Below are 24,472 nucleotides of genomic sequence, written 5' to 3' on the forward strand. Positions count from 1 at the left end.
TAATGAAATAATAAACCGAAGAGACGGGGCGGGTTAAAGGACGTCATTGCCCGCACTAAGAGGGCGTCTTGTGTATGTCTAACACCAGTGTTGAAGTTATCACATAGCTAAGGCTGACAGCCGGGAAAGACCGGTTTTTAGTAATACTCAAAATAAGAAAAGTAATGAATCAAATAATATATAAAACAGAAAGGGCATCCATTTCTGGACACCCTTTTTAATGCAGTGTATGCCTTCTTTAATGTCTTTTTGACATCCTCATAACTTGATATTATGGTAAAGACACACGCAACTATGTTTAATATAGTTTCTATGTCTGCCATAACTTAAAAAAATAATAGTTATCTCGGCATATGCCTAACATTTAACTGGGATTCGAACCCATAAATGCCAAAAAGCATTTTTACCCTATTGTTTGCAAATGCTGTGGCAAAAATACAAAAGTAAAATTATAAAAAGAATATTATGGCAAAAATTTATGTAGCAAGTAGTTGGAGAAATGTATTTCAACAGGATGTTGTAAATATTCTCCGTGATTTAGGGCATGAGGTCTATGATTTTAAGAATCCCCCACATGGTAATGGTGGCTTCCAATGGTCTGATATAGACCTTAATTGGCAAAACTGGACAGCAGAGCAATATTGTGAAGCTCTTAATCACCCGATTGCACAAAAAGGATTTGATTCAGATTTTAACGGCATGAAGTGGGCGGATGTCTGTGTTATGGTTCTTCCTTGTGGTCGGTCTGCTAACACAGAAGCGGGCTGGATGAAAGGCGCAGGTAAAAGGGTGGTGGTTTATTCTCCGAAAAAGGAAGAACCGGAACTTATGTATAAGATATATGATTTTGTGAGTGATAGCATATTTCGTATCAATGATAAGATAATTGGCGTATAACTAGAAAAGTATTTAGTAAGAAAATATAAACCATAAAAAGAAAGGAATATGGTGTATGAAAACAATTTCAATTGATGTGGACGAAACGAGCGTTCAAATAGAACCTAGCATGGCTAGAAATGGATATGTCAGAGTAACAGCAGAAGTCGATAAAAGAGACTCTAACAAATTACTAGATTCCATATCTAAGGACGATATTTCTGATTATATGTGTGAATATAGTTATAACTGTGAGATTGAATAACTCTAGAAAATGGTGAATACGAGAAAAGACTTTGGTGGTAACATGAAAATACCACCAAAGTCTTTTTTTATAGTTTTGCTATTATGTTTCTTACTGCTCTTCTGCAATTATTTAAGTTTTCTTGTTTTACCTGAGTTTCGTTACCAAATATATTATGACGTCCTGTTGTCAATAAAGAGAAAGGAATAGCTTCAGCAAAAGCTACGACTCCAGTTGTTTGAAAGTCTCGAACTTCAACTAATCCATCTAATATATTGGAGAATGTAAAGATATTAGGCTTTTCTGTTTGTAGCGAACAGATACTTGTATCAATAGAAGCTAATACTGATGAATATGCCGAAGCTGGTCCCATATACTGAGTAATACGATTTTTTATAATAAGGTGTATCTGTGGAAGTGGGAGTCCTGCTGTTAACATCTTTGTGTTATAAGCGTAGTTATTATATATGGTAGACGGTAACTGCAGACCATAAACTAATGATAGTACGTTGTTTAATGCTCTTTTTGATGAATCGTCTGCCATAACAGGAATAATGAGCCTTTCTGTTGCCGTTAAGGCTATTTGAGTATAGATTGCAAAACTTGGATTAGTATCTATAAAAATAACATCATAATCTTCTTGTGTTAAAAGTAAATCCTTTAACCAACTTACCACTTTTACATATGTGTCTAATCCTGGTATTTGAGTGATGGATAATGCTGATATAGAATTAGATTGTAATTCAATAATTCTATCACCTGCAAGCAAATCCACATTAGTTGGAATATTAGAATTGAATAGATGAGGATTGGTTATATACTGACTAAGGCTTACATTGGTAGGCATATTATAGGGAGTTGATAATCTTTCCTGAAAATATCCACCAATAGATTTTCTATAACTATGACTTTCCCATATTTGAGTAAGTTTGTTTCCACCATTACCCAACAGTCCACCTAACATTAATTCTGAAAGGTTTGCCTGGGGACATAAATCTACACATAAAACCTTTTCGTTATTATGCGCTATTGCATATTCTGCAATAGTTTGAAAACACAAGCTAGTTTTGCCTGTTCCTCCTTTATTATTCCAAAAAGTATAAATCATATTCTTTTATTATTATATTTTGCTTCAAATATAATAATAAAATTTTGTCTATCTAAAATTGCAACAGTTTTTTTCTAGATATGTTCTAAACCTTGAAATCTTCAAGATCATATTTTTATGTTCAAATCAATTATGAATAATTTAGTTTTTGACATCAATAAAACCAAGACCACAAAAAATAATGAGATAATTTTCTTATCTTTGTTTTTGGAAATTAATGGTGATTTCTAAAATTTTAAATAATATAATTTATGGATGAGAAAGATAATAAAACGGTCACGATAGCTGATGTAATTGAGAAAAGTATAAAACCAAAAGGGAAAGTATTAACAAAAAAAGAGCTTTTGGCATATTTTGAAGTTGATGAAAAAGCTTTGGAAAGTTATGAAGACAATCAATTAATTCAATATAAAGATGTCATTCCAAAGAAGTAAAACACAAAAAGGGCGGTGAATTTTATAATTTCATCGCCCTTTTTGTGTTTTATTCCCCTGGTTCTCCTAAAAATATAACAAATCTTCTGTTTAATCATTGTTTGAAGTTAATAAAAAACTACCTGCTAGTAAACGTTCGGCTATTAGCAGGTAGTCATTGTGTTTCTACGTAGTAATTATGTGTTTACTACATAGTAGTTTTTACGCTGCCGGGTCCGGAGCTTCCCCGCTTCCTCCGCCACCCGGATTGGACGGTTCCGACGGGTCGGTGGGGCATCCACCATCACTTCTTTCTTCCCGGTCACTTTCGTGAAGCTTAGTGCTTCGCTGCGTGTGGTCACCTTCACCATTTTGCCCGGATGGAACTGGATATGCGCAACCGTGATATTGTTGGCCGTGAACTCCTTCTTGGTTTCCGTACCTGTGCTGCATACCTGAATCTGGAACGTACCGAAGTTTTCCATCTTCACTATTTTGCCGGCCGCCAACTGCACCTTCATCTGACGAATCAGGGCACGGAGCACGTTCAATACGTCACCATCCGTCAGTGAAGTGGCATACGATATTTCTTCCGCCATTTCGTCCATCGTCACCACGCCATCAGTCTGCGCTTTGGCATAAAACATTTTCTTTGCCGTGTCATCTTCCGGCTTTGTACTCATCAGAGTGAGCGAATATTTTACACTCATTTTTTTAGTTACTATTTTACGATTTACGATTTGACTGCGTTGCCAATCCGTTGTTTAACTCTGCCTTTCGCGAAAAGACGGTGCAAAAGTGGCTGATTCCTTTCGGAATGTGTCGTTTCTTGCGTGTTTATGGTGCATTAACGGGGAAAACAGTGTATTTTTGTGTTACTCAAATCTCCATAAATTATGCCACGCGGAAGAAACAAAGAATTATTATCACGCAGGGATGAAAAATTGCTTCGACGTTACTACGAACTGACAGAGGTACAAAACCTCCGTTTCGATCGTGCTCTGACTTTGCTTTCCAAAGACGAGTTCTTTATCAGTGAAGCCCGTATTATGGCTATCATCCGCAAGAACTGTAATCGTTTGGGAGACATTGATGTGAATCCGGTTCCCAAAGTACGCAAGCCGAAACTTACAGCACGGCAATTGGCGTTGTTCAAAAGCGATGAAAAGAGCTAGCTATTCCGTTACCGTTACTTCATATCTCATCTCATATACTTTGATTCCACCCGGAAGACTGTAGTTCCTGCTCTTCTTCCGGACAAGAGGTCCGGCTGCGCCTTCAAACCTTTTGCAATGCAGCAGTCTGTTCAACTCCGAAGCCATCTGTTGGCGTTCAACAGCCTTTTCTTCCGTTCCACTACCATACCGGGTATCATCGTAACAGTCGATTCCCAAAGTGATGACTACCGTGCATTTACCGCGCTGCACTCCGCCTGAAAGGCTTTCCCAATCGGTTTGTTCCGCATTTATCAGTACGCAGGGAAAGGTGACCGGATAGGTGTCTTCGTCTGTCTGGAGCTGGCCATAATCTTCGTCTATGGTGGACAGTACGGGCATATTGGCAGCAATGTGCTGCTGAAGGCTGTAAAATAATTGTTCCATGATTCTTATTTGTTTAAAATGTTAGTGATATTAGTTTCTATCAAATTCTCTATTTTCTGGTTCAGTTCACGGCTTTCACCAATAAACTGACGCTTGGGAATTGTGGCTTTTACGTCGAGTGTTTTTTTCGTTGTCAGTGCAAGTCTTTTCCATTTCAATGCTTCTTCCGGAAGATTTTCTTCAATGGCTATGCGTTTCTTGCCACCAGCTTTCATCCTTTTGGTGATTCCGGCAGCCTGATAATATTGCGCCCATGCGAATTTCCTCATTTTCGGGGTCACTTGCGGATGTGTGGTTATTTGCCCGCCATTGTTATGCAAGGCTGCGTATTCCACGTCGTTTGTCACAGTGACGCTGGAGTCTCCCGGAATATATTTGATGGAACTGAACAGGTGGTTTCTTCCGGAAAGCAATGTACCGTATTTGGTGGAAGCTCTTTTTCCGCCTTTTTTCCGTCTCTGGGCTTCCTGCCAGGGATGAAGGCTACCATCGACAAAACCACCCTGACGGAAGTTTTCCTGAAAATGGTCTTTTGCCGTACGACCTGCCAGGATGGGAAGTTTCCGGTGGCGGAAGTCATTCAGTTCAGCAGCCTTGGCTTTCAACAGTGCGGAGAATTCTTTTATGTTCATTTTTCTATGTATGAATATGTTATTTCACTATTTAATTGTATATTTGCTTGATGACTCAAATAATATAATAAAATGGTTCAACGATTTTATAAAGAGAAAACTGACGGGTTCATTCTTGATGACCGACATGAGATTCTTAGTCTTTATATTTCCCAGTGCGCGCGTTGCAAGCATTTCATGGAAGATGATTACTATTGTTCAGCATACCCTGACGGTATCCCTGACAGGTTGCTTGAAGGAAGCGACACTCATGATGTCATACAGCCTGACCAGGTGGGAAATACCCTATACGAGCCAGAGGATTAACGTGTCTTTCCTTTGATATATTCCCAATCAAATTTTTTAGCAATACGTCTTGCCAGTAAATGGAAGTGCGTTGAATTAGCCTGTGCAAAGGTCAAGGTTCCCGCATTGATACGTTGGGTGAATTCTTTTTTCAATTTCGCGTTTTCTTTCATGTAAGTAGCCTGAAACTCTTTCAAGGAAACGCCCCAACCTTTTTCCGGTCTTCTCATGACAAACGTATAGTTAGGCGTAACAGCCCGTATTTCTGCGGCATCGTGTCCCACTGCAAGTGATAAATCCTCTATGCTAAAAGAATTACCTATTCTTGCTATGCTGTTTTCCGGAACTTTCCAACCTCTAGGGTGATTATGCGTAAATATGGCATTTTTCATAAGGTTGCATTCTTCATCCGAAAATTCTACTTTAAAAGACTTTCCTCTTTTGTCTACGAGAACTTTCCCTTCCCGGTCTACAATTACTCCGGTTTCATAATCCCGGTTCATCCTTATATCTTTTTCTATATCAGCTACTATTTTATTTATTTTCCGGTCATTGCCATCCAGCACGGTAACCTGCTTTATACCTTCAATTGTATAGACAGATGTATCTTCTTTCTTGCTCAAATACTTTTTTACCGCTTTCTCCGCTCCATCATACGCATATCTTACGTACGGATGCGACTTGTCAAAGAGTTCCCCGGTTTGTCCCGGATTCCCTTTCAGCCCGTCAGCCGGCTTGTCATCATCGCCGCCTTCCGGAATCCCGTCCATCGGTGTACAAGGTTCGTCTGTTGACGTCAATGGGCATTTGCAGTTCCATCTGTCACCCGGGCGGTGTGATTTCCAAAACGGGTGGTCAACGGGCAATACTGTTCCCCAAAATATTTTGTGGTCCGCTCCCGGATGGATGCTGGTAGACGGCAGCCATTTCAGGTTTGGGAGAATGTCTTTTTCCCGTTCAAACTGTCTCCAGTCCGCCGCCTGGTGGGCGCGGATTACTGCGGTGTCGTATTCAGTCTTTAGCCAGTGTTCCATCTGATGTGTGGCAATGGGTTGCACTTCTTTCGACCACTGTTCAAATGGTTTTAGCTTACCTTCCGAATCCAGTAACTGTGCCGCCATGTCATTCTGCGCACGATGCACCTTGAAGGCGGAGAATACCGCATTGTTATGTTTCAGTTCCTGGTAGAAGTCATAGTCCGGGTCAACAGGCTGGCGTATTCCGAATCCTTTGTCAGTAGCTTCGTTCATCGCTTTCCATGTTTCGTTGAACAGGTTCTCCTCGATGTCCGTCATCGGATGGAAACTTTTGCTGTAGATGTTCTTCAGTGCCTGTCTCATCACTTCGTCATCGAATGAGAATCCGGATGAAGCGCCGTCTACCGCTGCGTCCCGGTAAAGCTCATTTATCACCACTCTAAAGGAGCCCCGTGGTTTTCCGCCTCCGGGGCTTTTACGAAAAAACTTTTCCACCAGTTTCTGAATCCGCCTTTCTTCTTTTCGGGAGATTTCTTTTCAGGTGGAGCGTTCCGCTTTTCTTCGTCCTCTTCTTCCTCTTCGATATCATTTATTTGTGGAAGAAAAGAAGATGCTTGCGGTCGCTTTATAGTGTCTTTCTCATTTTCCGGACACTCCAGCCCCAGTTCGTCGTACATCTGTTTCTTGCTGATTTCCAGTCCGAGGCTGCTTGCTTGGGTGAAAAGGTTCATCTTGGTGGTGGGGTCAATCATTTTGGGCTCCGCGAAGCAGAATTCGCCACCGGATGTATTGATTCCAAGGTGCAGGAATATATCCGTCATCTCGTAGTTGAGCAGGTTCAGGATAAACTTCCGGTCACTTTGCGCGATACGTTCCTCTACTTTGCCATGCACCGTTCCGAGTGCCTGGGAACCTTTCGTTCCGGCTTCGGTGGTCAGCGTGTTTCCCAGGAGCAGTTTGCTGATTTCACTGTTGCAAGTGTCTACCAGACTTTTGTACAGGTCCGAACTGCCTGTCTTGTTGCCACTTTCCACCAGGTCCATGTTGCAGCCGTCAGGCAGGAACCATGACGAAGCGGAACCCTGATTCGCATCGTTCTCTTTCAACTGCTCCAAAGCCGATTCGTCATCGGGATCATACGTATATTTGCGCATCGGCATCCCGAATATTTCGGCAAACTGTGCCCAGTCGGCAGTACTGTTCCGCTTGTATATAACCCACGGTGCAGCCTTTGCAAGTTCACCCAGCGAACGGGGTTCACCGATAAACAGCAGGTCATCAAATTCATCCCAAGGGATACCGGTTATGTCATGTTGCCGCTTGAGGATAAGTTTACGTATCGGGTCGTAATGCTTGCGCGGAATAAAGATGTAATTCAGCCATCCGGTCTTTTTGTCGCGGTAGAACTGCACAAGAGTGTTGCCTTGCGGTATTGCGTCGAACGCGTCACCCAGGAAACGCAGGAACCAGGGAGAACGCAACTGCTCGTTGATTTTCTCATCCGGTTTTCCACCCCGCCGGTACTCGATAACAGAACAGAGTATGGCACTTTTCCGCTTGTTGATGACACTGGAAAGATGCGGGTCCATCAGGATGTCCTCAAACAGGTCATACAACTTGGCGCGTTGGGGAAAGTCGATGCTTTCGGCAGCTCTTAGAGCGTTCATATAACTGCCTATGTCGATTCCGAAACGTCTTGTTTGTGTCAGGATAATGGTTGAGGGACGCTGTTGTCCCGGCAGGGGAATGTTTCCCCCGGTGGTTATGGTATTTCCTTTCATGTCAATAGTGGTTTATGCGTTTGGTGTTACTGTGTAACTCATAGGTTGACTTGCGCTCCGCTTTTTCCAGTTCCGGTGCCCCGTCAACGGACATGCCTTTTTTAACGGCTATCAGCCATTCCACCGCCCGGTCATATCGGTCTTTCCGCATCTGTGATAGTTTCTGCGGATTATGGATGGTGAAAATATGGTAGATGGCGATATCCAGTGCCATCATCAATACCAGTTGGTTCCGTTCGTCTCCGGTAGCGGCAAACAGTTTGTCACAATCATAATGTCCGGAGAGATAGCCGCGCATTTCGGCAATGGCACGGTCTTCACAGATTTCAACGATGGCGTCATCGTTGCGGGTCAGTGCGTCCAGTATGTCACGATGGATACTGGCGTCATAGTCGGATAGTTCTATAAATTTGCTCATAGTCTGTATTTATTATTTTTTTGTCTGGTTGAACGCGAAGCGGAATGCCCGGGCCGCAAGACACGCATTTTGCGGTCTATAATCCTGTTTGCCCCTTCGATACAGTCCGGACCGTCGGCAGGGAATTTCAAGCGCAGGGTGAAAAGTTTGAACTGGTCTGTCAGACGCTGCATGTGTGGGTTCTGTTGTTCGTCCTCATTGAAGATGAGGTTTCCTTCCCGGTTCAACGGTTCCAGGTTCGCTTCGATACGGGTGGCTTTATCCGTTTTCTTTTCCGTGTCCGGATTGATGTTCAATTCTACACGCTTTTCCTTTTTGGCTTTCCGTACAAGTGGTTTGAATACCTGCTGGAAGAAAGGGTCCTGAAGCTTGTTGTTCTCCATAAAGTTGTAGAGAGTGGTTCGCCCGTCTACGTATTCATTGAGTGATATGTACCAGTTGATGAACTCCGCATTCAGTCCCCGGTCAAGGAATCCTTTGATTACATAAAGCTTCCCGTCCAGTTTTCCGCATAGCCAGCAGCCTTTTGTCGAACTGTTTTTGGTCTTGTTCTCACCCGGTGCGGGGTCGCCATAGACTACCAGGAACTTGAATTTTTTCAAAGAGGGAATCTTGCCGTAGGTTATTTCCTTGAATATTTCACCCTCGGAAATCGGGTTGTTGAAATATTCCTTCTGTACGGCGACGGTACTTACCTTGGAGATAACCTGGTCTATCATTTCTTCCGTATTCTTTTGCGGCCAGGTGCTTTTTCCGTTTTTATCACGGATATTCACGATGTCCCAGTGGTCTGCCAGTTTCCCGGCACGGGTGATACAGCAGTCCTTGGCAATGATATTTCCGCAGAAGATGATGGTGGTGGGCATGGCTGGGTCACGGGTGAAGTAGAGCGCGTCTTCCCACCAGCGCCAGTTCTTGTCTACCGTATCCGGATTCCGGCATGCTTCGTCCGTATCAAAGTCATCCACCAGCAGACAGTCCGGACGTACGGCTTCGTTACGGCTACCGCGCGGCGCGTTTCCCGCACCTACGCCGATGAATGAAGCCCCGTTCTTCAATATGAAATTCGACTCCTTCCAGCTTCCCGGATTCACCAGATTCCCGTAGTAGGCTTTCAGACGCCCGTTCTTCTCAAAGTTCGTTTTGTAAGGTTTGAGCAGGCGTATGGCGGCATCTTCCGTTGCACTGGCCATGATAACGTTTTTCCTGCGTCCTGTCAGTACAAGGAACATTACGATAAACATGGTGACGGTACTTTTTGAAAGGCTTCGCGCCCATGAAAGCACTTCGTACCATTCGTCATTTGCCAGGCATCTTTTGATCGCCTTTTTCTGGAAGTCGGCAAATTCGGATTTGGCATACGCGAGGAAGAAGAACTTTATCCATTCTATCGGGTGAGCTTCCAGCCAGGTACGGTGTTTTTCTATTTCCGCCCGGCTCAAGTTTTCCTCTATGGGGACATCCTTATATATGTCTTCTTTGAACTCTTCCCACCTTTGAAGAGAGTCTCTGTCCGTCTGTTTCATAGGGAGTCTTTAATAAACATGTCCCACAATCCGGTGAATTCTTTCGCCTTGTTCATGTCGACAGGACGCAGCCAGTTGATGAACCGCATCCCTACGCTGATTATGTCAGCAATGCCCACGTCACTTTCCATCTTCTTGATGGCAGCCGCCAGTTTGCCCAACGTATCGGCTTCGGAGGGTGTAGCGTAGCGTTTGCCCGCTTCGCGCTCCATGATGACCTTGTTTATTTCCGCCACTTGCCTGTGCAGGTTGGAGATTTGGTCTTCGCGTGTCAGCGTGATGCCGACTTTGCGCTCTTCCCACTTTTCCGCTTTGATCCATTTGGAAAGGGTCTGACGGCTGACACCTACCTTCTCGGCAATTTCCTGCTGTGTCAGGTTGTCTTTCAGATAAAGTACTCCAGCGTATTCCTTCTTCTGTGCAATGGTTAAATCTGTAGCCATAATAACTCCTTTTTATTGCAAATTTCGTCAGATAAAGAGCCCGTTGCAAGGGGCTTGAAACATGTGAATGCTATATCATTATATCATTGATGCATAAAGTTTTATCATGTTTTATATGTATTGACGCATCCGGTTCTTGCGGTTAACTTTGTCGAAAAAAGAACGGAACCCGATGAAAAGATTTTTTAATATAATACCCGGTAAGGATGCCGCCTGCATCCTGCTTTATGGAGAGATAGGCGAATATGACCGTGTACGTAGTGGTGATATCGCCCGCGAACTGATTGAGGCTGAATCCGCATCCAGGCAGATAGATGTACGCATCAACAGTATAGGCGGTGATATATTCACCGGCATGGCCATCTTCAACGCTTTCCGGCAGAGTGCGGCGGATATAACCATTTATATCGACGGTGTGGCAGCTTCGATGGGAAGCGTGATTGCAGCTTGCGGGAAACCAGTGAAGATGAGCCGTTACGCACGTCTGATGGTGCACAGCCCTTCGGGCGGTGCTTATGGAAACGCGGGCGAAATGGAGGAGACTGCCGGGATGCTGAAAAGCCTTGAAGACACTCTTTGTGAAATTTATGCCGCCAGATGTAAAAAGACAAAGGAAGAAATCCGTTCGGAGTGGTTTGACGGAAAGGACCATTGGTTCACTGCCCGACAGGCGGTGGAACTCGGACTGGTGGACGAAATATACGATGCCGATCCGGTGCCGGAAGACAGCACCCCGGAGCAGATATACAAGATATTCAATAACCGGCTGGAGAATCAGCCACAATACAGCGATAAGATGAATTTGGAAGAATTTAGAAAACGTCCGTTGTTCAAGGACTGCGCGACGGAAGAAGATGTGCTCCGTAGCGTTGCGCATCTGGAAGAGGAAGCGGCCAAGGTTCCGGAACTCCAGGGCAAGGTGACCGCATTTGAAGAGAAAGAACGGCAGGCGATTGAGGCGGAAGACAAGGCGCTACTTGACGCGGCCGTAAAAGACGAACGGATTACTGAGGCGCAACGCCCCAAGTATGCGGCTATACTGAAAGCCGACCGCGTGAACGGAATGGCCGTCCTGAAAGACTTGAAACCTAAACGCCTGGTAACGGATGTGCTTGACGAACCGGGAAAGACGGGTGCCGGCGCATGGGAGAAACGTATGCAGGAAATACGGGACAGCGCAAAGCGTTAGTCAATAACCTGATTATTAACTGATAATTAAAAATAAATTATGGCAATTACAGGATTAAATACCACCAATTACGGTGGTGAAGTACTTGAAACTGCGTTGACGCTTGCCGCTACCAAAAACGAACTGGTAGGACGTGGCTTGATTATGGTCATTCCGGGTGTGAGCAAAGCGATGACAATTCCTCGTTTCAGAGGTAAGAAGATGCTCCAGAAGCGGAAAGAAGACCCGCAAAAATCGGACAGCAAGGGAGATGTTGAATACAGCGAGAAGAAACTGGCTCCAAAGGATATGATGGCGTTCGCTACTTTCAACCCTCGTGCGTTTGAATATATCTGGAGACAGTACCAGCCTAAAGGTGACTTGGTATTTACCCAGCTTCCGCCGAATGTGCAGCAAATATTGTTGGGGGAAATCCTCAAGCAGGTGGAACAGGAACTGGGCTACCAGTACATCTGCGGAACCTACGAAGAAGGCAATGATGACGAAATGCTGATGGACGGCATCCTGACACAGGCGGCAAAAGACGTTGACGTCGTGAAAGTCACTACGGTGGGAACTACCATGTTGCAGCGTCTGAAAGAATTGCGTACCGCTATTCCAAGCACTTTGCGCAACAATACGAACCTGCGTATCCTGATGAGCGTGGAAGACTTCGACGAATATGACGATGAACTGACCAACCTTCCGAACAAGGGTAAGGATGCTACGGAGGTCAACTCACGCCGTTACAAAGGCATTCCTATCGAAGCATTGGCGCAATGGCCGCAAGGTTTGATGGTTGCCACTCTCTGTTCTTCCGGCACTGATGGCAACTTGTTCGCGGCAGTCAACCTTCAGGACGACGAAAACGTGATCCAGATTGACAAGTGGGCGAATGCGAGCGAACTGTATTTCATCAAAATGCTGATGAAGGCAGATACGAATATCGGTTTCGGTGAGGAATTCATCGCGCTGGACTGGAGAGCAAACGGTGCGTTTAAGCCGGCAGCCGTTCAGGCAGCCAACATCGAGCATATTGACGAAACGGACGGTAATTGATATGGCTATACTGAAACAACTGGTCATCCACTGCACCGCCACGCCCGAAGGTCGTGAAGTCACAGCCGCCGACATCAGGGCGTGGCACACGAACCCTACCTCAAAGGGTGGGCGTGGCTGGAAGCAGGTGGGATACACCGACCTGTTCCATCTGGACGGAACGGTGGAACGCTTGGTGCATAACAATGAAGACTCCAACGTCGACCCGTGGGAAATCACGAACGGGGCAGCCGGATACAACAGTGTCAGCCGGCACGTTGTCTATGCCGGCGGATGCACCCGTGACGGGAAAACCGCCAAGGATACCCGCACACCTGCCCAACAGGAAGCCCTTGAGGCATACGTGAAGGATTTCCACCGCCGTTTCCCGGATGTGAGAATCATCGGTCACAACGAACTTGCCGCCAAAGCCTGCCCGTCGTTCGATGTGCAGAAATGGCTGAAATCAATAGGTATTAAACAATAAAATGGACGCTCTTGAAATTACCCGGCTTGTTGTTGAAGTCATTCTGGCCATTGTGGCGGCCGGAGGTTTCAAGAGCATGACCGATACGAAGAAATACCGTCAGGAAGTTGAAAAGCTGCGTGCCGAGGTGGAAACCGCCAGGACGAACACCCGCAGCAACGAGCTTGAAAACGTAAAGAAGGCGATGGCCATCCTGATGGAAGAAGTGGTGGAACCCCTTAAAAAAGAAATCAATGCAATCAGAAGAGAAATGGCGCGGCTGCGTAAGGCCGTCGAGAAAGTCAGTGTTTGTCCCCATTCTGCTGATTGTCCTGTGCGTCGTGAGCTGCAAGGCTCCGAGGAACGGGACAGGGCTTCTCCTTCCTAAGCCGATAGAGATACCGAAACTCATTCCGGTGCAAATCCCGCCCGATTCCGCCTGGCTGCGTGCCTACCTGGCGTGTGACAGCAACAACCAGGTGATTATGCAGGCTTTTGAGGAACAGAAGAGCAGTGGAGCAAACAGCTCCTTGAAACTTAATAACGGGATACTGGACTTTCATGCCGTATTCGTGCATGACACACTCTATATCCCCGGAAAGGATTCACTGATTTATGTCCCGGTAGATGTGCCCGGTCCTGTGACGAATGAACTGACGTGGTGGCAGGAATTGTGGATAAAGCTGGGAAAACTGCTGGCTTCGGGAATTGGCATATTTGCAGTTGTCCGGCTGATTTTAAAACGGTTCAAATAAATTACGAATAAGACGGATAACCGTTGGCCGAGCTTATTCCGATACGAATCAAACGGTAGTTGAAACGAAATTAAATAGTATAAAAATTATGGCAGTAGAAGGATATGTTCATGGTAGTGACATGCTTGTCGGATTAATGATGGAAGACGCTTTTTCCCCGTTGGGTCACTCAAAGACCTGTACAATCAGTAATAAGGCGGAAACCAAGGAGCGTGCCGTAAAGCCGACTTTGGCAGATAAGGTAGCGGCAGCTAGCGCCGGCAAATGGAAAGAAAAATCGGTGAGCGGCCTGTCGGTCGAAATCAGTTCCGAGGGTTTTAAATTCTATGGAGATGAAATGGGATATGACAAACTCCTGGAGCTTTGGGAAAAGAGTGAACCTGTGACGGTACGCTATGCGTTGCGCGGTGAAGAAACGACGAAATACCGTGAAGGGAAGTTTCTCATTACAAGCCTGGAAGAGACATCTCCTTCGGATGATGACTCCACCTATACCATCTCATTGGAAAACTCCGGCCCGGTAGCGACCAAGACTGTTGCTCCGCAAGAATAATGTATCACCCTTAATATTTGTGCCATACAATGAATAAAGTAATCATTTGTGCAAAAGAATATCCTTCCCGCGTTACGATGGGGGCAATGATCGACTTCAAACGTGAAACCGGTAAGGATGTAAACGAGATCGGTGCTGATATAGAGCAGTTGACCATGTTCATGTATTGTTGTGTGCGTAGTGCCTGCCGTGCCGATAAGATGGATTTCCAGTTGACCTTTGAACAATTTGCCGATGGCATCAACCTGGAAGACTTCACTGCTTTTCAGAACGGGATGGCAACTGAAGAAGACGGGGCAAAAAAAAGAAGGGGACGAGAGCGTAACAATCGAATCTCTGATGGGGATGGCGATGGGATGTGTCGGTATGTGTCTGAACGATTTCTGCCGTCTCACTCCATCAGAGTTTACAGCTGTCTTTGAGGCTTGGCAGCAAAAAGAAACGTATGCGGAACGTAGACAGTGGGAACAAGTACGCTTCCTGTCTTGTAGCATATTGAAGCCTTACAGTAAAAGAAGTTTAGAATTGACTGACATATGCCGGTTCTCCTGGGATGCGCAACCTGTAAAGGAAGCGGAGGAAGAACCCAGTACACAGGAAAGATTCGATGAAATCAGGACTCTGTGGAATGGGGCTTGAGGTTTGGCTTTTCCTCTTCCAGTTCGTGGATGAGTTCATCAATATCCTTCCCGGTAATAGTGGAGTCGTCTTTTTTGAAGAGCCCATAGAGACCGATAATGATGAATAATACTATAAAGAAACCTCCAATAGTCATAACTGTTTGATTTTTACCTCACAAATATATGGAAAAAGTTTCATTTGACATCATACTTAACCTGAAAAATAATATTTCGGGAGCATTGGATAACGTCAGGAAGCAATTTGACGCCATAGACCAGGCGGCGGTTCAGGCATCTTCCAGTACCAACCGCTTTGGAAATATTTGCGGCAGATTGAAGATGCCCGACTTGAATGCATTTCTGGGAGTCGCTGAACGGTTGGGCGGTGTGCTGGGTGATTTGTCTCAGGGAGGAATGAACTTTGGACAATCCATGGCGGACCTTAGTTCTATTACCGGTATTGCGGGTGACGATCTGAAAGCTCTTGGTGAGAATGCACGTAAGGTAGGCCAGGACTCCGGCTTGGGGGCCGGCACGGCAGCACGCGCGTATGCAATTCTTGCCAGCCAGATAGATGTCGCCACTATCGGAATGTCCGGTTTGAATAACTTGCAGGAAAAGAGCGTGACGCTGGCACAAGCTTCCGGCATGAGCATCGACGCTGCCGCAACATCCCTTGCCGGAACTATCAACCAATTTGGACTGACGGCAAATGAGGCGGAACGGGTTATCAATGTGTTGGCGGCAGGAAGCAAATACGGAGCGGCCGAAATAGAAGAACTCTCTCAAAGTTTTAAGGTTGTAGGTTCCGCGGCTTCTGCCATGGGCTTGACTGTAGAGCAGAGTGCAGGGGCGCTTGAAGTGCTGTCCAAAGCCAACTTAAAAGGAAGTGAAGCCGGAACCGCTCTCCGCAATATCATCCTGAAACTAAATACTGAATTGGGGGTTGACCTGAGCCGTACTTCTTTATCCACAGCGCTGGACGCGCTGAAACCCCGGTTAACAGACGCTGCATACTTAAGTAAACTGTTCGGGATGGAAAACATAGCCGCTGCACAGTATTTAATACAAAACTCAACGGCTATTGAGGAGATGACACGAAAGGTGACGGGCACCAGTGTGGCTCAGGAACAAGCGGCTGTACGTACAGAAACGACGGCACACAAAATGGAAATACTGCGTGCAAAAGTAGATGATATAAAAATAAGTTTTGCCAACTTATTGGGTCCGACGTCTGCTTATGCTTCTGTAATAGGTGAAAACGCAGTTGTTCTGGCTTCGTTCTATCAGTTGGGCAATGGTGTGGTATCTGTGCTTGGCAAATACAATGTTGCCGCCAAAACGGCGGTTATAGCCCAAATGAGCTTTAACGGGGTAGTGAATCTGGGTAAGCGTGCCCTCTATATATATCAAATGCAAGTGCTTACTGCACGGGCGGCAATCGTTTCTACTACCGGTGCCACTAAGCTGATGAATATAGCAATTGCAGCCAGTCCGTATGTGCTTGCCGCTGTGGCTGCCGTGGCTCTGGGAGTCGCCATCTACAAAATGGCTACACGCAGCAGTGAAGCGGAGAGGGCACAAAAACGTTTGGGTGACGCAATGGCGGATATGAACAAGGAAGTCACTGTAGAACGTTCCAGACTGGACAATTTGTTTGAACCGCTGAACCGGGCTAAGGAAGGCTCGGAGCAGTGGAACAAGGCTAAAGACAAGATTGTAGAGCAATATGGCGAATATTTGGCGAAACTGGGTATTGAAATAAAGGACGTGAACACAGCCCGTACTGCTTACGAGCAGCTTAGTCGTGCTATTCTTGATACAGCCCGCAGCCGTGCGTTGGATACCGCTACGGCAAATGCAGCGGAAACTTATGCGGATAAGGAAAGTGAGGCTTTAAAAAATATAAGAGAGAAACTTTATGCCGGTATTGGTTCCGGTGAAGGAAATATAACAGCCCGTGAGGCTGGGAAGGCATGGGGACAAATCCGCACTGCTGTTCGTTCCGGAGAAGATATTCCTGAAGAAGCACAGAATATTGTAAGAAAATTAGGTAAAAGTATGACGAATTCCGAAGGGAAAACTTTTACCACTAACGTAGCCGGAACTTATATAACAAAACAAATATCCGGTGTAAAACGTGCACGGGAAGCATACGAACAGGAAATAGATCAGGCAAGGTCCCTTTTTGGACAAACAGAAAAGATTCTTTCTTCCACTTCCGGAACTAATCCGGTGGGAAATGGAACAGGAGGAAACGCGGGAGGTGATCCGCTTGAGAAGAAGGAGCTTACCTTGGCGGATATCAAGAAGAAAATAGAAGAACTCCAGGCTGCGCAACAAACTGCGTCAGACGAGGAGGGGCGTAGCATACAGGTTCAGATCAATCAGCTGGAGACTCTTAAGAAGGTTAAAGAAAAAGCGATGGGTATCGGCGGCGGTCCGACTTTCGCGAGCGGCAGTATCGATGCAATGAAAACTGAACTGTCTAAATATGAAAAAGAATTATCCACAAAACCTGTCGGACAAGCCTCTATAGAATTGCAGGTTAAGATTGACAAGTTAAAGAGCCAAATCGAAGGCGTAAAAATCTGGATTGAAAAGGAAGCTTTTAAGAACGCTCATGGTGAGATCAATGTAGGTGTAGTTCCTGCTTCCGATGCCGGACGTGCTCTTGGGCAAATGGCAGAAGATTTTCAGAATGAAGAGAATCGTAAACATCCCAAGCAAAAACCGGAGACATTAACGCATGGCTATATCAAGAAGATGAAACTTCCTGAATTTGATATGCCTAAGCTGGAACCTAAAAAATCAGGTTTTGAACAATGGAATGATGCTGTAGACAAAGCTTATCAGAAAAATCAGGATTTAGTAGAAGGCATGAGTGGTATCGGGAGTGTGATGGGCAGTCTTGGACAGGCGGTAGGCGGTGCCGCAGGTGAATGGTTGAACTGGGGCGCAAATGTAGTGCAAGCTGTTGCTGCGGCTATTCCGCAAATTACGACTTTATTGGGATTACAGACCACACAAGTTGCAGCTAATACGGCAGTTGCAGGTTCCGGCGCCGCAGCTTCAACAGCAAGTATTCCCGTTGTTGGTCCTATTTTGGCTATTGCCGCCGTAGCTAGCGTCTTGGCAGCTCTGGCAAATCTTCCGAAGTTTGCAAACGGTGGACTGGCTTACGGTCCTACAATGGGGCTTTTCGGTGAATATTCCGGCGCACAGAATAATCCGGAAGTAATTGCGCCACTCAACAAACTCCGTCAACTGATTCAGCCGTCCGGTGGTATGGGTGGGATTGTAGAATTCAAGATAGATGGTAGAATGCTTCGTGGTGTTTTAAATAAAGTAGACCGTTATAATCAACGTACAAGATAAGGCAATGGAAAAACAATTAAGATACAAGGGAGAATTCTTCAGCGTTGCAGGCGTACTGTGGCGCGTGGAGATATGGCAGGATGCAGATGTTCCTTATCCTGCTGTTGCGGAACTTCGCTTTCCATCGGAAAGCCCATTGGTGTTTGAATGGGGGGAGATGGACAAACTTGAACCTGTGCAGGGAAGTGCCGCAACCTTGGAAATAGTCAGCAAGGTAAATCGGCAATATAAAGACCTGTACACGGTTGAAGCCGGGAGCATCCGTATGGACACATATCGGAATGATGTTTTATACTGGAGCGGCACATTGGATACGGAAGCCTATGAAGAACCCTTTTCTTATGAGAACGAATATGAAGTGAAATTGACTTTCAGTGACTTTGCCCTACTTGACCGGATGAACTTTTCTTTGAGAGGAACACGCTCAATAAGTGGTTTGATTGATAGTCTTGTAACTGAAACTAAAATTAATTACCAGAGGTTTGAAAGATACATATCAACTACTTGCAGTTCGGTTTCCGGCGAAATGCTGGACAACGTAGGAGTCAGCTGTGAGAACTTTTATGATGAAGAAGGAGTATCGTTAACGATGCGGGAAGTACTTGACGAAATTCTTCGTCCGTTTGCTTTGCGCCTGATACAGCGTGAAGGTAAATTGTTTATCTATGACCTGAATGCTATTCAAACAGTATTTAAACCTGAACAAATTCGCTGGGAAAGTGATGACGCAGTACTTGGCGTGGACAAGATATATAAGAATGTGACTCTGACTTTCAGCCCTTATCCGCAAAAGAGCCTTTATTCTACTACATTGACGGAAAAGATGCTCGATGAGGGCGCAGAACGGTATTATGTAGCAAAAGATTTGAGTAGAAGTCCATTTATTGATAATAATATCGGTTTCATGATCGACCTCAAAAAAACGGCTGGGGTAAGTGAAGAACTGGAGATCAGAACAGACAAAGCCCTGCTCTTCAGAATAATTCCTGTCTTTTCAGGAGGTGAGGCTTTCGGAATAGCCTCACGTGTCCGAAATGTTTATAAAACGCCACTGACTATTGTAACAGAGACACCTATAGATACTTCGGGAAGCGATTATGGGGCACCCTGGCTTTTTAAAGTGCGACGTACTATGTCATTGCCTGAAACTCATGTTGTATTTAATTTTGCTTCTCCGGGTGTCGTTTTAGATGGAAAATCCTGTTTGACAGATATAATGCTACGATTGAAAGTCGAAGCTATGATTGACGGTAGATATAACCCATTTGAAGAAGCGTCAGCATTGAATGGGAAGAGTGCTTATGAGGAAATGCAGGATATCAAAGAATACAATATATCATACATATTGCGAGTTATTGATACGGATGGTAATATAAAAATGCACTATGAAAACAGAGTCTATGATAAGGAGTCTGAAGAAGAAGGTTTTTTCCGGTACTATAAAGAGATTAATGGAAAATGGGTGGATGGAGATATAGCACCGGGTACTCCTAAAATGACTTCTCTAAGATACTATGACAGTGGCGGATATACCGGATGGAGAGGTGGATGGCAGATGAATCGCGTTGGATACCTGCGTTCATATATTCCTCGTTCTGCATCAGGAGAAGGTGACCTCATACCTATTCCGATCGGATGTCAAGGATGTACGCTGGAATTGACAGTTGTGAGTTGCTTTTCACGTGTGGTTAATCCTCATAAGCATAACAGGCTTACAACTGACTCTTATACGACTCCACGATGGGTTTTATTTAAAATTCCGGAATTGACTCTGGTCAATCAATACGGTAAGGAAGTGGACGGCAATGACATTGAATATAAAACATGGCTCAATTCCTCTGCAAAAGAGGAAAAGAAGATTGAAACGATTGTAGGCACTCCACGAACCTCTGCAAATTTTGGTATGGGGATGCTCATGGATGTTTCATCACGTACAACATTGACTACTTTCACTCGTGCCGGAGTAACTGCGTCGATAGAAAAACTTTTGATTGGTACATGGTATAGTAATTATAGCAGACGTATGAATATGCTTTCCGGTACTTCGCGCCTCTTAAATAATTTTGGAATATATACAGACGTGAATGAACCCGGTACATATTTGATGGTAGGTGATGTTCAGGATGTACGTGAAGATGAAAGTAACGTGAAATTAGCTGAAATAACCCCTGATAATTTTGAAGGGATAGAATATGAATAAAGACATTACCAACAATGAAAGAAAAATATAATATTGTCATATCAGAACGTCAGGCTGTTCCACGTAGCAAACGAATGCGTGAATCTGGGCAATCTACTTCATCCGCAGCCGTACTGGTTTCCGGTTCAAGTGGTGGAAATTCTTCCTGTGACGGTCATACACATACGAATCTGCCTGCCTTGGAACGTATTGGCTTTGATGAGAATGATGATAAATATTTGACGGTCCGCGTTGGCAGTGTGGATGATGGTACCGGTGAGTTGATTATTACTCATGAGAGAGCAAAGGCAGGTTATGCAGACAAGGCTCATGATTTGGATGATGATAGTCCGGTGAATGAGAGATTCCTTCGTAAGGATATAGATGATGAGACAGCGTTTTTGCTCAAATTGTTGGGTGGACTAATTGTAGATAACGGGCTAGACGTAACAAAGGGCATTTCTACAGATACGTTGACTGCAACGACAGCAACAACGCAAATACTCAACGTTCTTGATAAACTGATTGCGAAATCAGCGACTTTTTCCGACAATGTGACTGTATCTAAGAAAACGACAACGCTAAACTTACTCGTTCAAGAGCTTGCAGAAATACACGATCTAAGCGTATCTCACGTTGCAACTTTAATGGGTACAATAGTAAAGGACTATATATCTTCCGAGTCTTTTGTCAGTGGTTTTGGCGGCGAAGGAATGAAGATATACAAAGCGGTCACGGGTGACTGGAACATGGAAATTGATAATCTTACAGTTCGAAAGATATTTTCTGTGTTTGAATTGGTCGTTCAAAAGATAACTTATCAGGGTGGTATGATTATTCGTTCCGCCGCGGGTGGTAAATTGACCAAAGTGATCGACGGCGGTTCATATTGGAGATGCGAGCATGATAGCACGGATGATTTTGTTCAAGACGATCAAATAATATGTCAGGCGTTCACGGGTACGGCAACAAAACGTTATTGGCGTTTAGTTACTTCTGCCGGAGCGGGCTATTTTAATCTATCTAAAGTAGACTGTGAAGAAGGAAGCGGAATGCCCGAAACCGGAGATAATGTGGCAGTATTAGGCAACAGAACTAACACTGCAAGACAAAAAGCACAAATAGATTGTGCTGTTGGTGATTCCGCACCTTATCGGGATGACTACGACGGAATTAATTCCTATTCGCTTGTAAATCGGTTGATTACACGTATCGGAAATCTTAACGGTATTACTGATGCTGTATTCGGTGTATTGACTGGCTCCGGTTTGTACGGCACTAATGTTTATTTAAAAGGCACATTTGTACTCCATTCCGGAAAGAAAATAGAGGAAGCAATCGACGATGTTAAAAACGATCTAAATGGGAGAATAACCGATGTAGAGACGAACTTTGAAATTCGTGAAGGACAAATTTCTTCTAAGATTAAAGAAGTTAATATTGCCGTATCGAACGCGAAACAGAGCGAAACGAACGCTTCCGGTTCGGCTACATCCGCCGGAGTTTCTGCAAATAACGCGTCTAAAAGTGCCACGGATGCACAAGGAGCAGCGACTAATGCCGGGAAGATATTGGAGGAAGTAACATTAAAAGAAAGTTCTGTAACTCAAACAGCCGGAGAAATTTCTACAAAAGTAACCGAAGTTAATAAAAAGGTAACCGAGGCGAATACTGCCGCTACAAATGCGAAAAACTCCGCTACGTCTGCATCCGGTTCTGCCGGAACTGCATCCGGTAAAGCGGGCGAGGCTGCAAATTCGGCAGCTAATGCAAAACAATCTGCAGATAATGCGGCGAAAGTCCTCGAAGATGTGACTTTGAAAGAAAGCTCTATCACCCAGACAGCCGGAAACATAACATTGCAGGTTACGGAAGTCACGAAGAAAGTAGTAGAAGCGAATACCGCTGCTACAACCGCTTCAACTAAGGCAGCAGAAGCATCTACAAGTGCAACTAATGCGAAAAACAGTGCCTCTACTGCTAGCACTAAAGCGGGAGAAGCTTCTACTTCCGCGACAAATGCGAAAAATTCAGCAGATAGTGCAGCGGCAAAGCTCACTGTCGTTTCCCAAAAAGAATCTAGTATCAATCAGACGGCAAGTAGTATCACATTACAAGTTAAAGAGGTGACAACTAAAGCTAATGAAGCTGCTAATTCTGCAACAACCGCCGCAACTAAAGCGGGTGAGGCTGCTAGTTCAGCAACTAATGCGGCAAAAAGTGCCACAGACGCAAAGGCGCTTCTCGATAATGTAGATGGCAAGTATGTAACCAAGACGGTATACGATTCAGAAATTAAGGTGTTAAGCGATAGTATTAATCTGAAAGTTGAAAAGACAGATTTCAACGCATTAGGATCACGTGTTGCTGCTGCGGAAGCGTCTATAAGTGCCCAAGCCGGACAAATTGCGCTAAAAGCCTCTCAATCATCCGTTAATGACTTAACCGGAAGAATGAGTACCGCCGAAAGTAGTATTACCCAGAATGCAGAGCAAATCAGCTTGAAAGTAACATCCACCGAAGCGGGTAATATTGCCGATGGCAAAGTTAATGCCCTAAAAAGTGATCTTCAGGCAACCGGAATAGACATAGCAAATCGAAAAGTAACCGTAACTGCCGATACCTTCCGCGTACAAGACAACTACGGAAACGCGATAGCGGTATTTAAAACCAATACTGCCGGAAAGCCTATTCTTAGGGCTGAAAATATAGATGTTGATAATCTTGTCGTTAAAAAACTTGCCGCTGTTGATGGCACTATTGGAGGCTTTAAGATTTCTGCTAATAGTATAGGGACAGGTTCTACCAGTATACCAACTATAGATAAAAAGGAGATGTTCCTTTACGATGATATGATTGGTTTTAATAGTAAAAATAGGCAAGTTATTGTAGGCCCGTTTAGTACAATGGGAGTCGATTATTTAGGAAGATTCTACGATCACCGTTCAAGACCTTATGATATAAATAGGGGTGTATCTATTAGTGTAGCCGGAGGACGAGATAATATAGCACTTGCTACCGAAGGCGGTATTGTAGTTGATGGCAAAAGAGGGATTGATGAATATATTGAAATCGCCCAGGTATGGCATAATGGGAGTACACGAACTAAAGTATTACAATTTAAAAATGGAATTTTATGGAGTGCAACTTGGTAATAATATTTAAATCACATAATTATGAAAATAGACTTTAGAAAAATCGAAGTGAAAGACATCGAAGGGAATAACAGTACCGTCGATATTGCAAAAGAGTTAGGTAATGCAATCTACAATAACACTACCGACTTGGGCGAATTGGAATTTGCGCAAGAAGTTTATAAACATGGCGAAGTGGAAGTAGATTCAGAAAAGGCGGAAATTATACGCAAATACATGGAAGTAGGACGTTTTTTCGCCTGCATCAAAAAAGGTGTATTTGATCTATTAGACAGTATTAACAATGAAAAATAAAAAGATTATGGCAACAAAAATTTTGAGTGAAAAAACAAGAACTACACAAGTAGAAGCGATCGCAAAAGAAGGTGAATATGAATATCAGACAACATATTCGTACAATGAAAATGGCATAACTCGTTTGCAGTGTTGTATTATCCAAAAAGCGAAAACAGATTTAGGCGAGCAAACTGTACACGCTGGGTATATGGCTTTAGAAGGTGATAGCAAGTCTATGAACTTTCCTACAGGTATTGACATGGTGCCGCATATCTCTATGTTCGAAAATATATTGAGGGAAGTAAATGCAGGACTAACTAAATAGAAGTATATCAAAGGATACTGATAGGTGTGTATTCTCTATTTGAATCTTGTTATATAGAATCCTAAATAGACATTTCGTTTTGTGTTAACAAGATTAAAAACAATGCAAAATGATTTGTGAAGTTCTTACAAATCGTTTTGCTGTTTATAGAATCCACTATAAAACCACTATCTCTTATATCTATCTTTCTTCCCTATTATTTTTATGAACTGATTCTTTAATTGCTCCCTAACGCAAACTGATCCCCGGCACTCC

26 protein-coding genes and 1 pseudogene are annotated in these 24,472 nt (G+C 44.3%); 17 read left to right on the forward strand and 10 right to left on the reverse strand.

All coding sequences use genetic code 11. From position 1 onward, the window contains the following. The first annotated feature begins 465 nt into the window (after nucleotides 1-465). Together BSCG_RS00815 and BSCG_RS30195 are read left to right on the forward strand one after the other, a co-directional pair. Nucleotides 466-897: a hypothetical protein gene (locus BSCG_RS00815; RefSeq protein WP_008777539.1), complete on the forward strand. Its 432-nt coding sequence runs from the start codon at nucleotides 466-468 to the stop codon at nucleotides 895-897. A gap of 55 nt (nucleotides 898-952) precedes the next feature. After that, the gene (locus BSCG_RS30195; RefSeq protein WP_032849877.1) at nucleotides 953-1,141 is read left to right on the forward strand and encodes a hypothetical protein; all 189 of its coding nucleotides are present in this window, start codon (nucleotides 953-955) and stop codon (nucleotides 1,139-1,141) included. 67 nt (nucleotides 1,142-1,208) lie between these two features. On the opposite strand, the gene BSCG_RS00810 is transcribed toward BSCG_RS30195, so the two are convergent. Beyond that, on the reverse strand, nucleotides 1,209-2,228 hold the full coding sequence (locus tag BSCG_RS00810) for a ParA family protein (protein ID WP_008777540.1): 1,020 nt from the start codon (nucleotides 2,226-2,228) through the stop codon (nucleotides 1,209-1,211). Nucleotides 2,229-2,479: 251 nt separating this feature from the next. On the opposite strand from BSCG_RS00810, the gene BSCG_RS00805 reads away from it, so the two are divergent. Beyond that, nucleotides 2,480-2,662, forward strand: a complete 183-nt coding sequence (locus tag BSCG_RS00805) for a hypothetical protein (RefSeq protein ID WP_008777541.1) — start codon at nucleotides 2,480-2,482, stop codon at nucleotides 2,660-2,662. Between the two features lie 176 nt (nucleotides 2,663-2,838). Here BSCG_RS00805 and BSCG_RS0128160 read toward each other — a convergent pair whose 3' ends face one another. After that, nucleotides 2,839-3,351: an HU family DNA-binding protein gene (locus BSCG_RS0128160; protein WP_083793691.1), complete on the reverse strand. Its 513-nt coding sequence runs from the start codon at nucleotides 3,349-3,351 to the stop codon at nucleotides 2,839-2,841. Between the two features lie 186 nt (nucleotides 3,352-3,537). Here BSCG_RS0128160 and BSCG_RS00800 point away from each other — a divergent pair, with 186 nt between their 5' ends. Further along, nucleotides 3,538-3,816: a hypothetical protein gene (locus BSCG_RS00800; RefSeq protein WP_008777544.1), complete on the forward strand. Its 279-nt coding sequence runs from the start codon at nucleotides 3,538-3,540 to the stop codon at nucleotides 3,814-3,816. On the opposite strand, the gene BSCG_RS00795 is transcribed toward BSCG_RS00800, so the two are convergent. Next, nucleotides 3,817-4,242, reverse strand: a complete 426-nt coding sequence (locus BSCG_RS00795; RefSeq protein WP_008777545.1) for a hypothetical protein — start codon at nucleotides 4,240-4,242, stop codon at nucleotides 3,817-3,819. A 5-nt stretch (nucleotides 4,243-4,247) separates the two neighbouring features. Then, on the reverse strand, nucleotides 4,248-4,874 hold the full coding sequence (locus BSCG_RS00790) for a phage virion morphogenesis protein (protein ID WP_008777546.1): 627 nt from the start codon (nucleotides 4,872-4,874) through the stop codon (nucleotides 4,248-4,250). 72 nt (nucleotides 4,875-4,946) lie between these two features. On the opposite strand from BSCG_RS00790, the gene BSCG_RS0128165 reads away from it, so the two are divergent. Then, on the forward strand, nucleotides 4,947-5,180 hold the full coding sequence (locus BSCG_RS0128165) for a hypothetical protein (RefSeq protein WP_032849878.1): 234 nt from the start codon (nucleotides 4,947-4,949) through the stop codon (nucleotides 5,178-5,180). On the opposite strand, the gene BSCG_RS28390 is transcribed toward BSCG_RS0128165, so the two are convergent. The 5 genes from BSCG_RS28390 to BSCG_RS00770 form a co-directional block, all read right to left on the reverse strand. Continuing rightward, nucleotides 5,177-6,499, reverse strand: a complete 1,323-nt coding sequence (locus BSCG_RS28390) for a phage minor head protein (RefSeq protein WP_175285340.1) — start codon at nucleotides 6,497-6,499, stop codon at nucleotides 5,177-5,179. The two genes, BSCG_RS0128165 and BSCG_RS28390, sit on opposite strands and share 4 nt — an antisense overlap. A 68-nt stretch (nucleotides 6,500-6,567) precedes the next feature. Continuing rightward, nucleotides 6,568-7,917, reverse strand: a complete 1,350-nt coding sequence (locus BSCG_RS00785) for a DUF935 family protein (RefSeq protein WP_008777549.1) — start codon at nucleotides 7,915-7,917, stop codon at nucleotides 6,568-6,570. A gap of 1 nt (nucleotide 7,918) precedes the next feature. Continuing rightward, on the reverse strand, nucleotides 7,919-8,335 hold the full coding sequence (locus BSCG_RS00780) for a phage protein Gp36 family protein (RefSeq protein ID WP_008777550.1): 417 nt from the start codon (nucleotides 8,333-8,335) through the stop codon (nucleotides 7,919-7,921). After that, entirely contained in the window at nucleotides 8,332-9,861 is a 1,530-nt protein-coding gene (locus tag BSCG_RS00775; protein ID WP_008777551.1) for a hypothetical protein, read from the reverse strand. The genes BSCG_RS00780 and BSCG_RS00775 overlap by 4 nt, the downstream gene beginning before the upstream one ends. Continuing rightward, entirely contained in the window at nucleotides 9,858-10,304 is a 447-nt protein-coding gene (locus BSCG_RS00770; RefSeq protein WP_008777552.1) for a helix-turn-helix domain-containing protein, read from the reverse strand. Before BSCG_RS00770 ends, BSCG_RS00775 begins: the two co-directional genes overlap by 4 nt. 172 nt (nucleotides 10,305-10,476) lie before the next feature. On the opposite strand from BSCG_RS00770, the gene BSCG_RS00765 reads away from it, so the two are divergent. From BSCG_RS00765 to BSCG_RS0128180, 7 genes and pseudogenes are all read left to right on the forward strand, one after another. Further along, a complete protein-coding gene (locus BSCG_RS00765; RefSeq protein WP_032849879.1) occupies nucleotides 10,477-11,493 on the forward strand; it encodes a head maturation protease, ClpP-related in 1,017 nt (338 codons plus the stop codon). Between the two features lie 39 nt (nucleotides 11,494-11,532). Then, nucleotides 11,533-12,474, forward strand: a pseudogene (locus BSCG_RS00760) (hypothetical protein); the annotation flags it as partial. A 58-nt stretch (nucleotides 12,475-12,532) separates the two neighbouring features. Next, nucleotides 12,533-12,997, forward strand: a complete 465-nt coding sequence (locus BSCG_RS00755) for an N-acetylmuramoyl-L-alanine amidase (RefSeq protein ID WP_032849880.1) — start codon at nucleotides 12,533-12,535, stop codon at nucleotides 12,995-12,997. A gap of 1 nt (nucleotide 12,998) precedes the next feature. Beyond that, the gene (locus BSCG_RS00750) at nucleotides 12,999-13,364 is read left to right on the forward strand and encodes a hypothetical protein (protein ID WP_008777556.1); all 366 of its coding nucleotides are present in this window, start codon (nucleotides 12,999-13,001) and stop codon (nucleotides 13,362-13,364) included. 28 nt (nucleotides 13,365-13,392) lie between these two features. Further along, entirely contained in the window at nucleotides 13,393-13,731 is a 339-nt protein-coding gene (locus BSCG_RS0128175) for a hypothetical protein (protein WP_149968951.1), read from the forward strand. 88 nt (nucleotides 13,732-13,819) lie between these two features. After that, nucleotides 13,820-14,284 (forward strand): phage tail tube protein, encoded by a 465-nt coding sequence (locus tag BSCG_RS00745; protein WP_008777558.1) that lies wholly within the window; start codon nucleotides 13,820-13,822, stop codon nucleotides 14,282-14,284. Between the two features lie 29 nt (nucleotides 14,285-14,313). Further along, on the forward strand, nucleotides 14,314-14,706 hold the full coding sequence (locus tag BSCG_RS0128180; protein WP_008777559.1) for a hypothetical protein: 393 nt from the start codon (nucleotides 14,314-14,316) through the stop codon (nucleotides 14,704-14,706). 191 nt (nucleotides 14,707-14,897) lie between these two features. Here the strand turns inward: BSCG_RS0128180 and BSCG_RS30200 are convergent, their stop codons facing one another. Then, on the reverse strand, nucleotides 14,898-15,059 hold the full coding sequence (locus tag BSCG_RS30200) for a hypothetical protein (protein WP_008777561.1): 162 nt from the start codon (nucleotides 15,057-15,059) through the stop codon (nucleotides 14,898-14,900). A 28-nt stretch (nucleotides 15,060-15,087) separates the two neighbouring features. Between BSCG_RS30200 and BSCG_RS00740 the strand changes: the two genes are divergently transcribed. From BSCG_RS00740 to BSCG_RS00720, 5 genes are read left to right on the forward strand one after another with little or no spacing between them, the layout of a single operon-like run. Then, nucleotides 15,088-18,282: a phage tail tape measure protein gene (locus BSCG_RS00740; protein WP_008777562.1), complete on the forward strand. Its 3,195-nt coding sequence runs from the start codon at nucleotides 15,088-15,090 to the stop codon at nucleotides 18,280-18,282. Between the two features lie 4 nt (nucleotides 18,283-18,286). Beyond that, nucleotides 18,287-20,482: a hypothetical protein gene (locus tag BSCG_RS00735; RefSeq protein ID WP_008777563.1), complete on the forward strand. Its 2,196-nt coding sequence runs from the start codon at nucleotides 18,287-18,289 to the stop codon at nucleotides 20,480-20,482. Nucleotides 20,483-20,496: 14 nt separating this feature from the next. After that, the gene (locus BSCG_RS00730) at nucleotides 20,497-23,616 is read left to right on the forward strand and encodes a hypothetical protein (protein ID WP_008777564.1); all 3,120 of its coding nucleotides are present in this window, start codon (nucleotides 20,497-20,499) and stop codon (nucleotides 23,614-23,616) included. A gap of 21 nt (nucleotides 23,617-23,637) precedes the next feature. Beyond that, nucleotides 23,638-23,910, forward strand: coding sequence for a hypothetical protein (locus BSCG_RS00725; RefSeq protein WP_008777565.1), 273 nt, complete (start codon nucleotides 23,638-23,640; stop codon nucleotides 23,908-23,910). A gap of 7 nt (nucleotides 23,911-23,917) precedes the next feature. After that, complete coding sequence (locus BSCG_RS00720) at nucleotides 23,918-24,217, forward strand: hypothetical protein (RefSeq protein ID WP_139016526.1); 300 nt, start codon at nucleotides 23,918-23,920, stop codon at nucleotides 24,215-24,217. The last annotated feature ends 255 nt before the right edge of the window (nucleotides 24,218-24,472 follow it).

It is taken from the genome of Bacteroides sp. 2_2_4 (assembly GCF_000157055.1).
Taxonomy (GTDB): Bacteria; Bacteroidota; Bacteroidia; order Bacteroidales; family Bacteroidaceae; genus Bacteroides; species Bacteroides ovatus.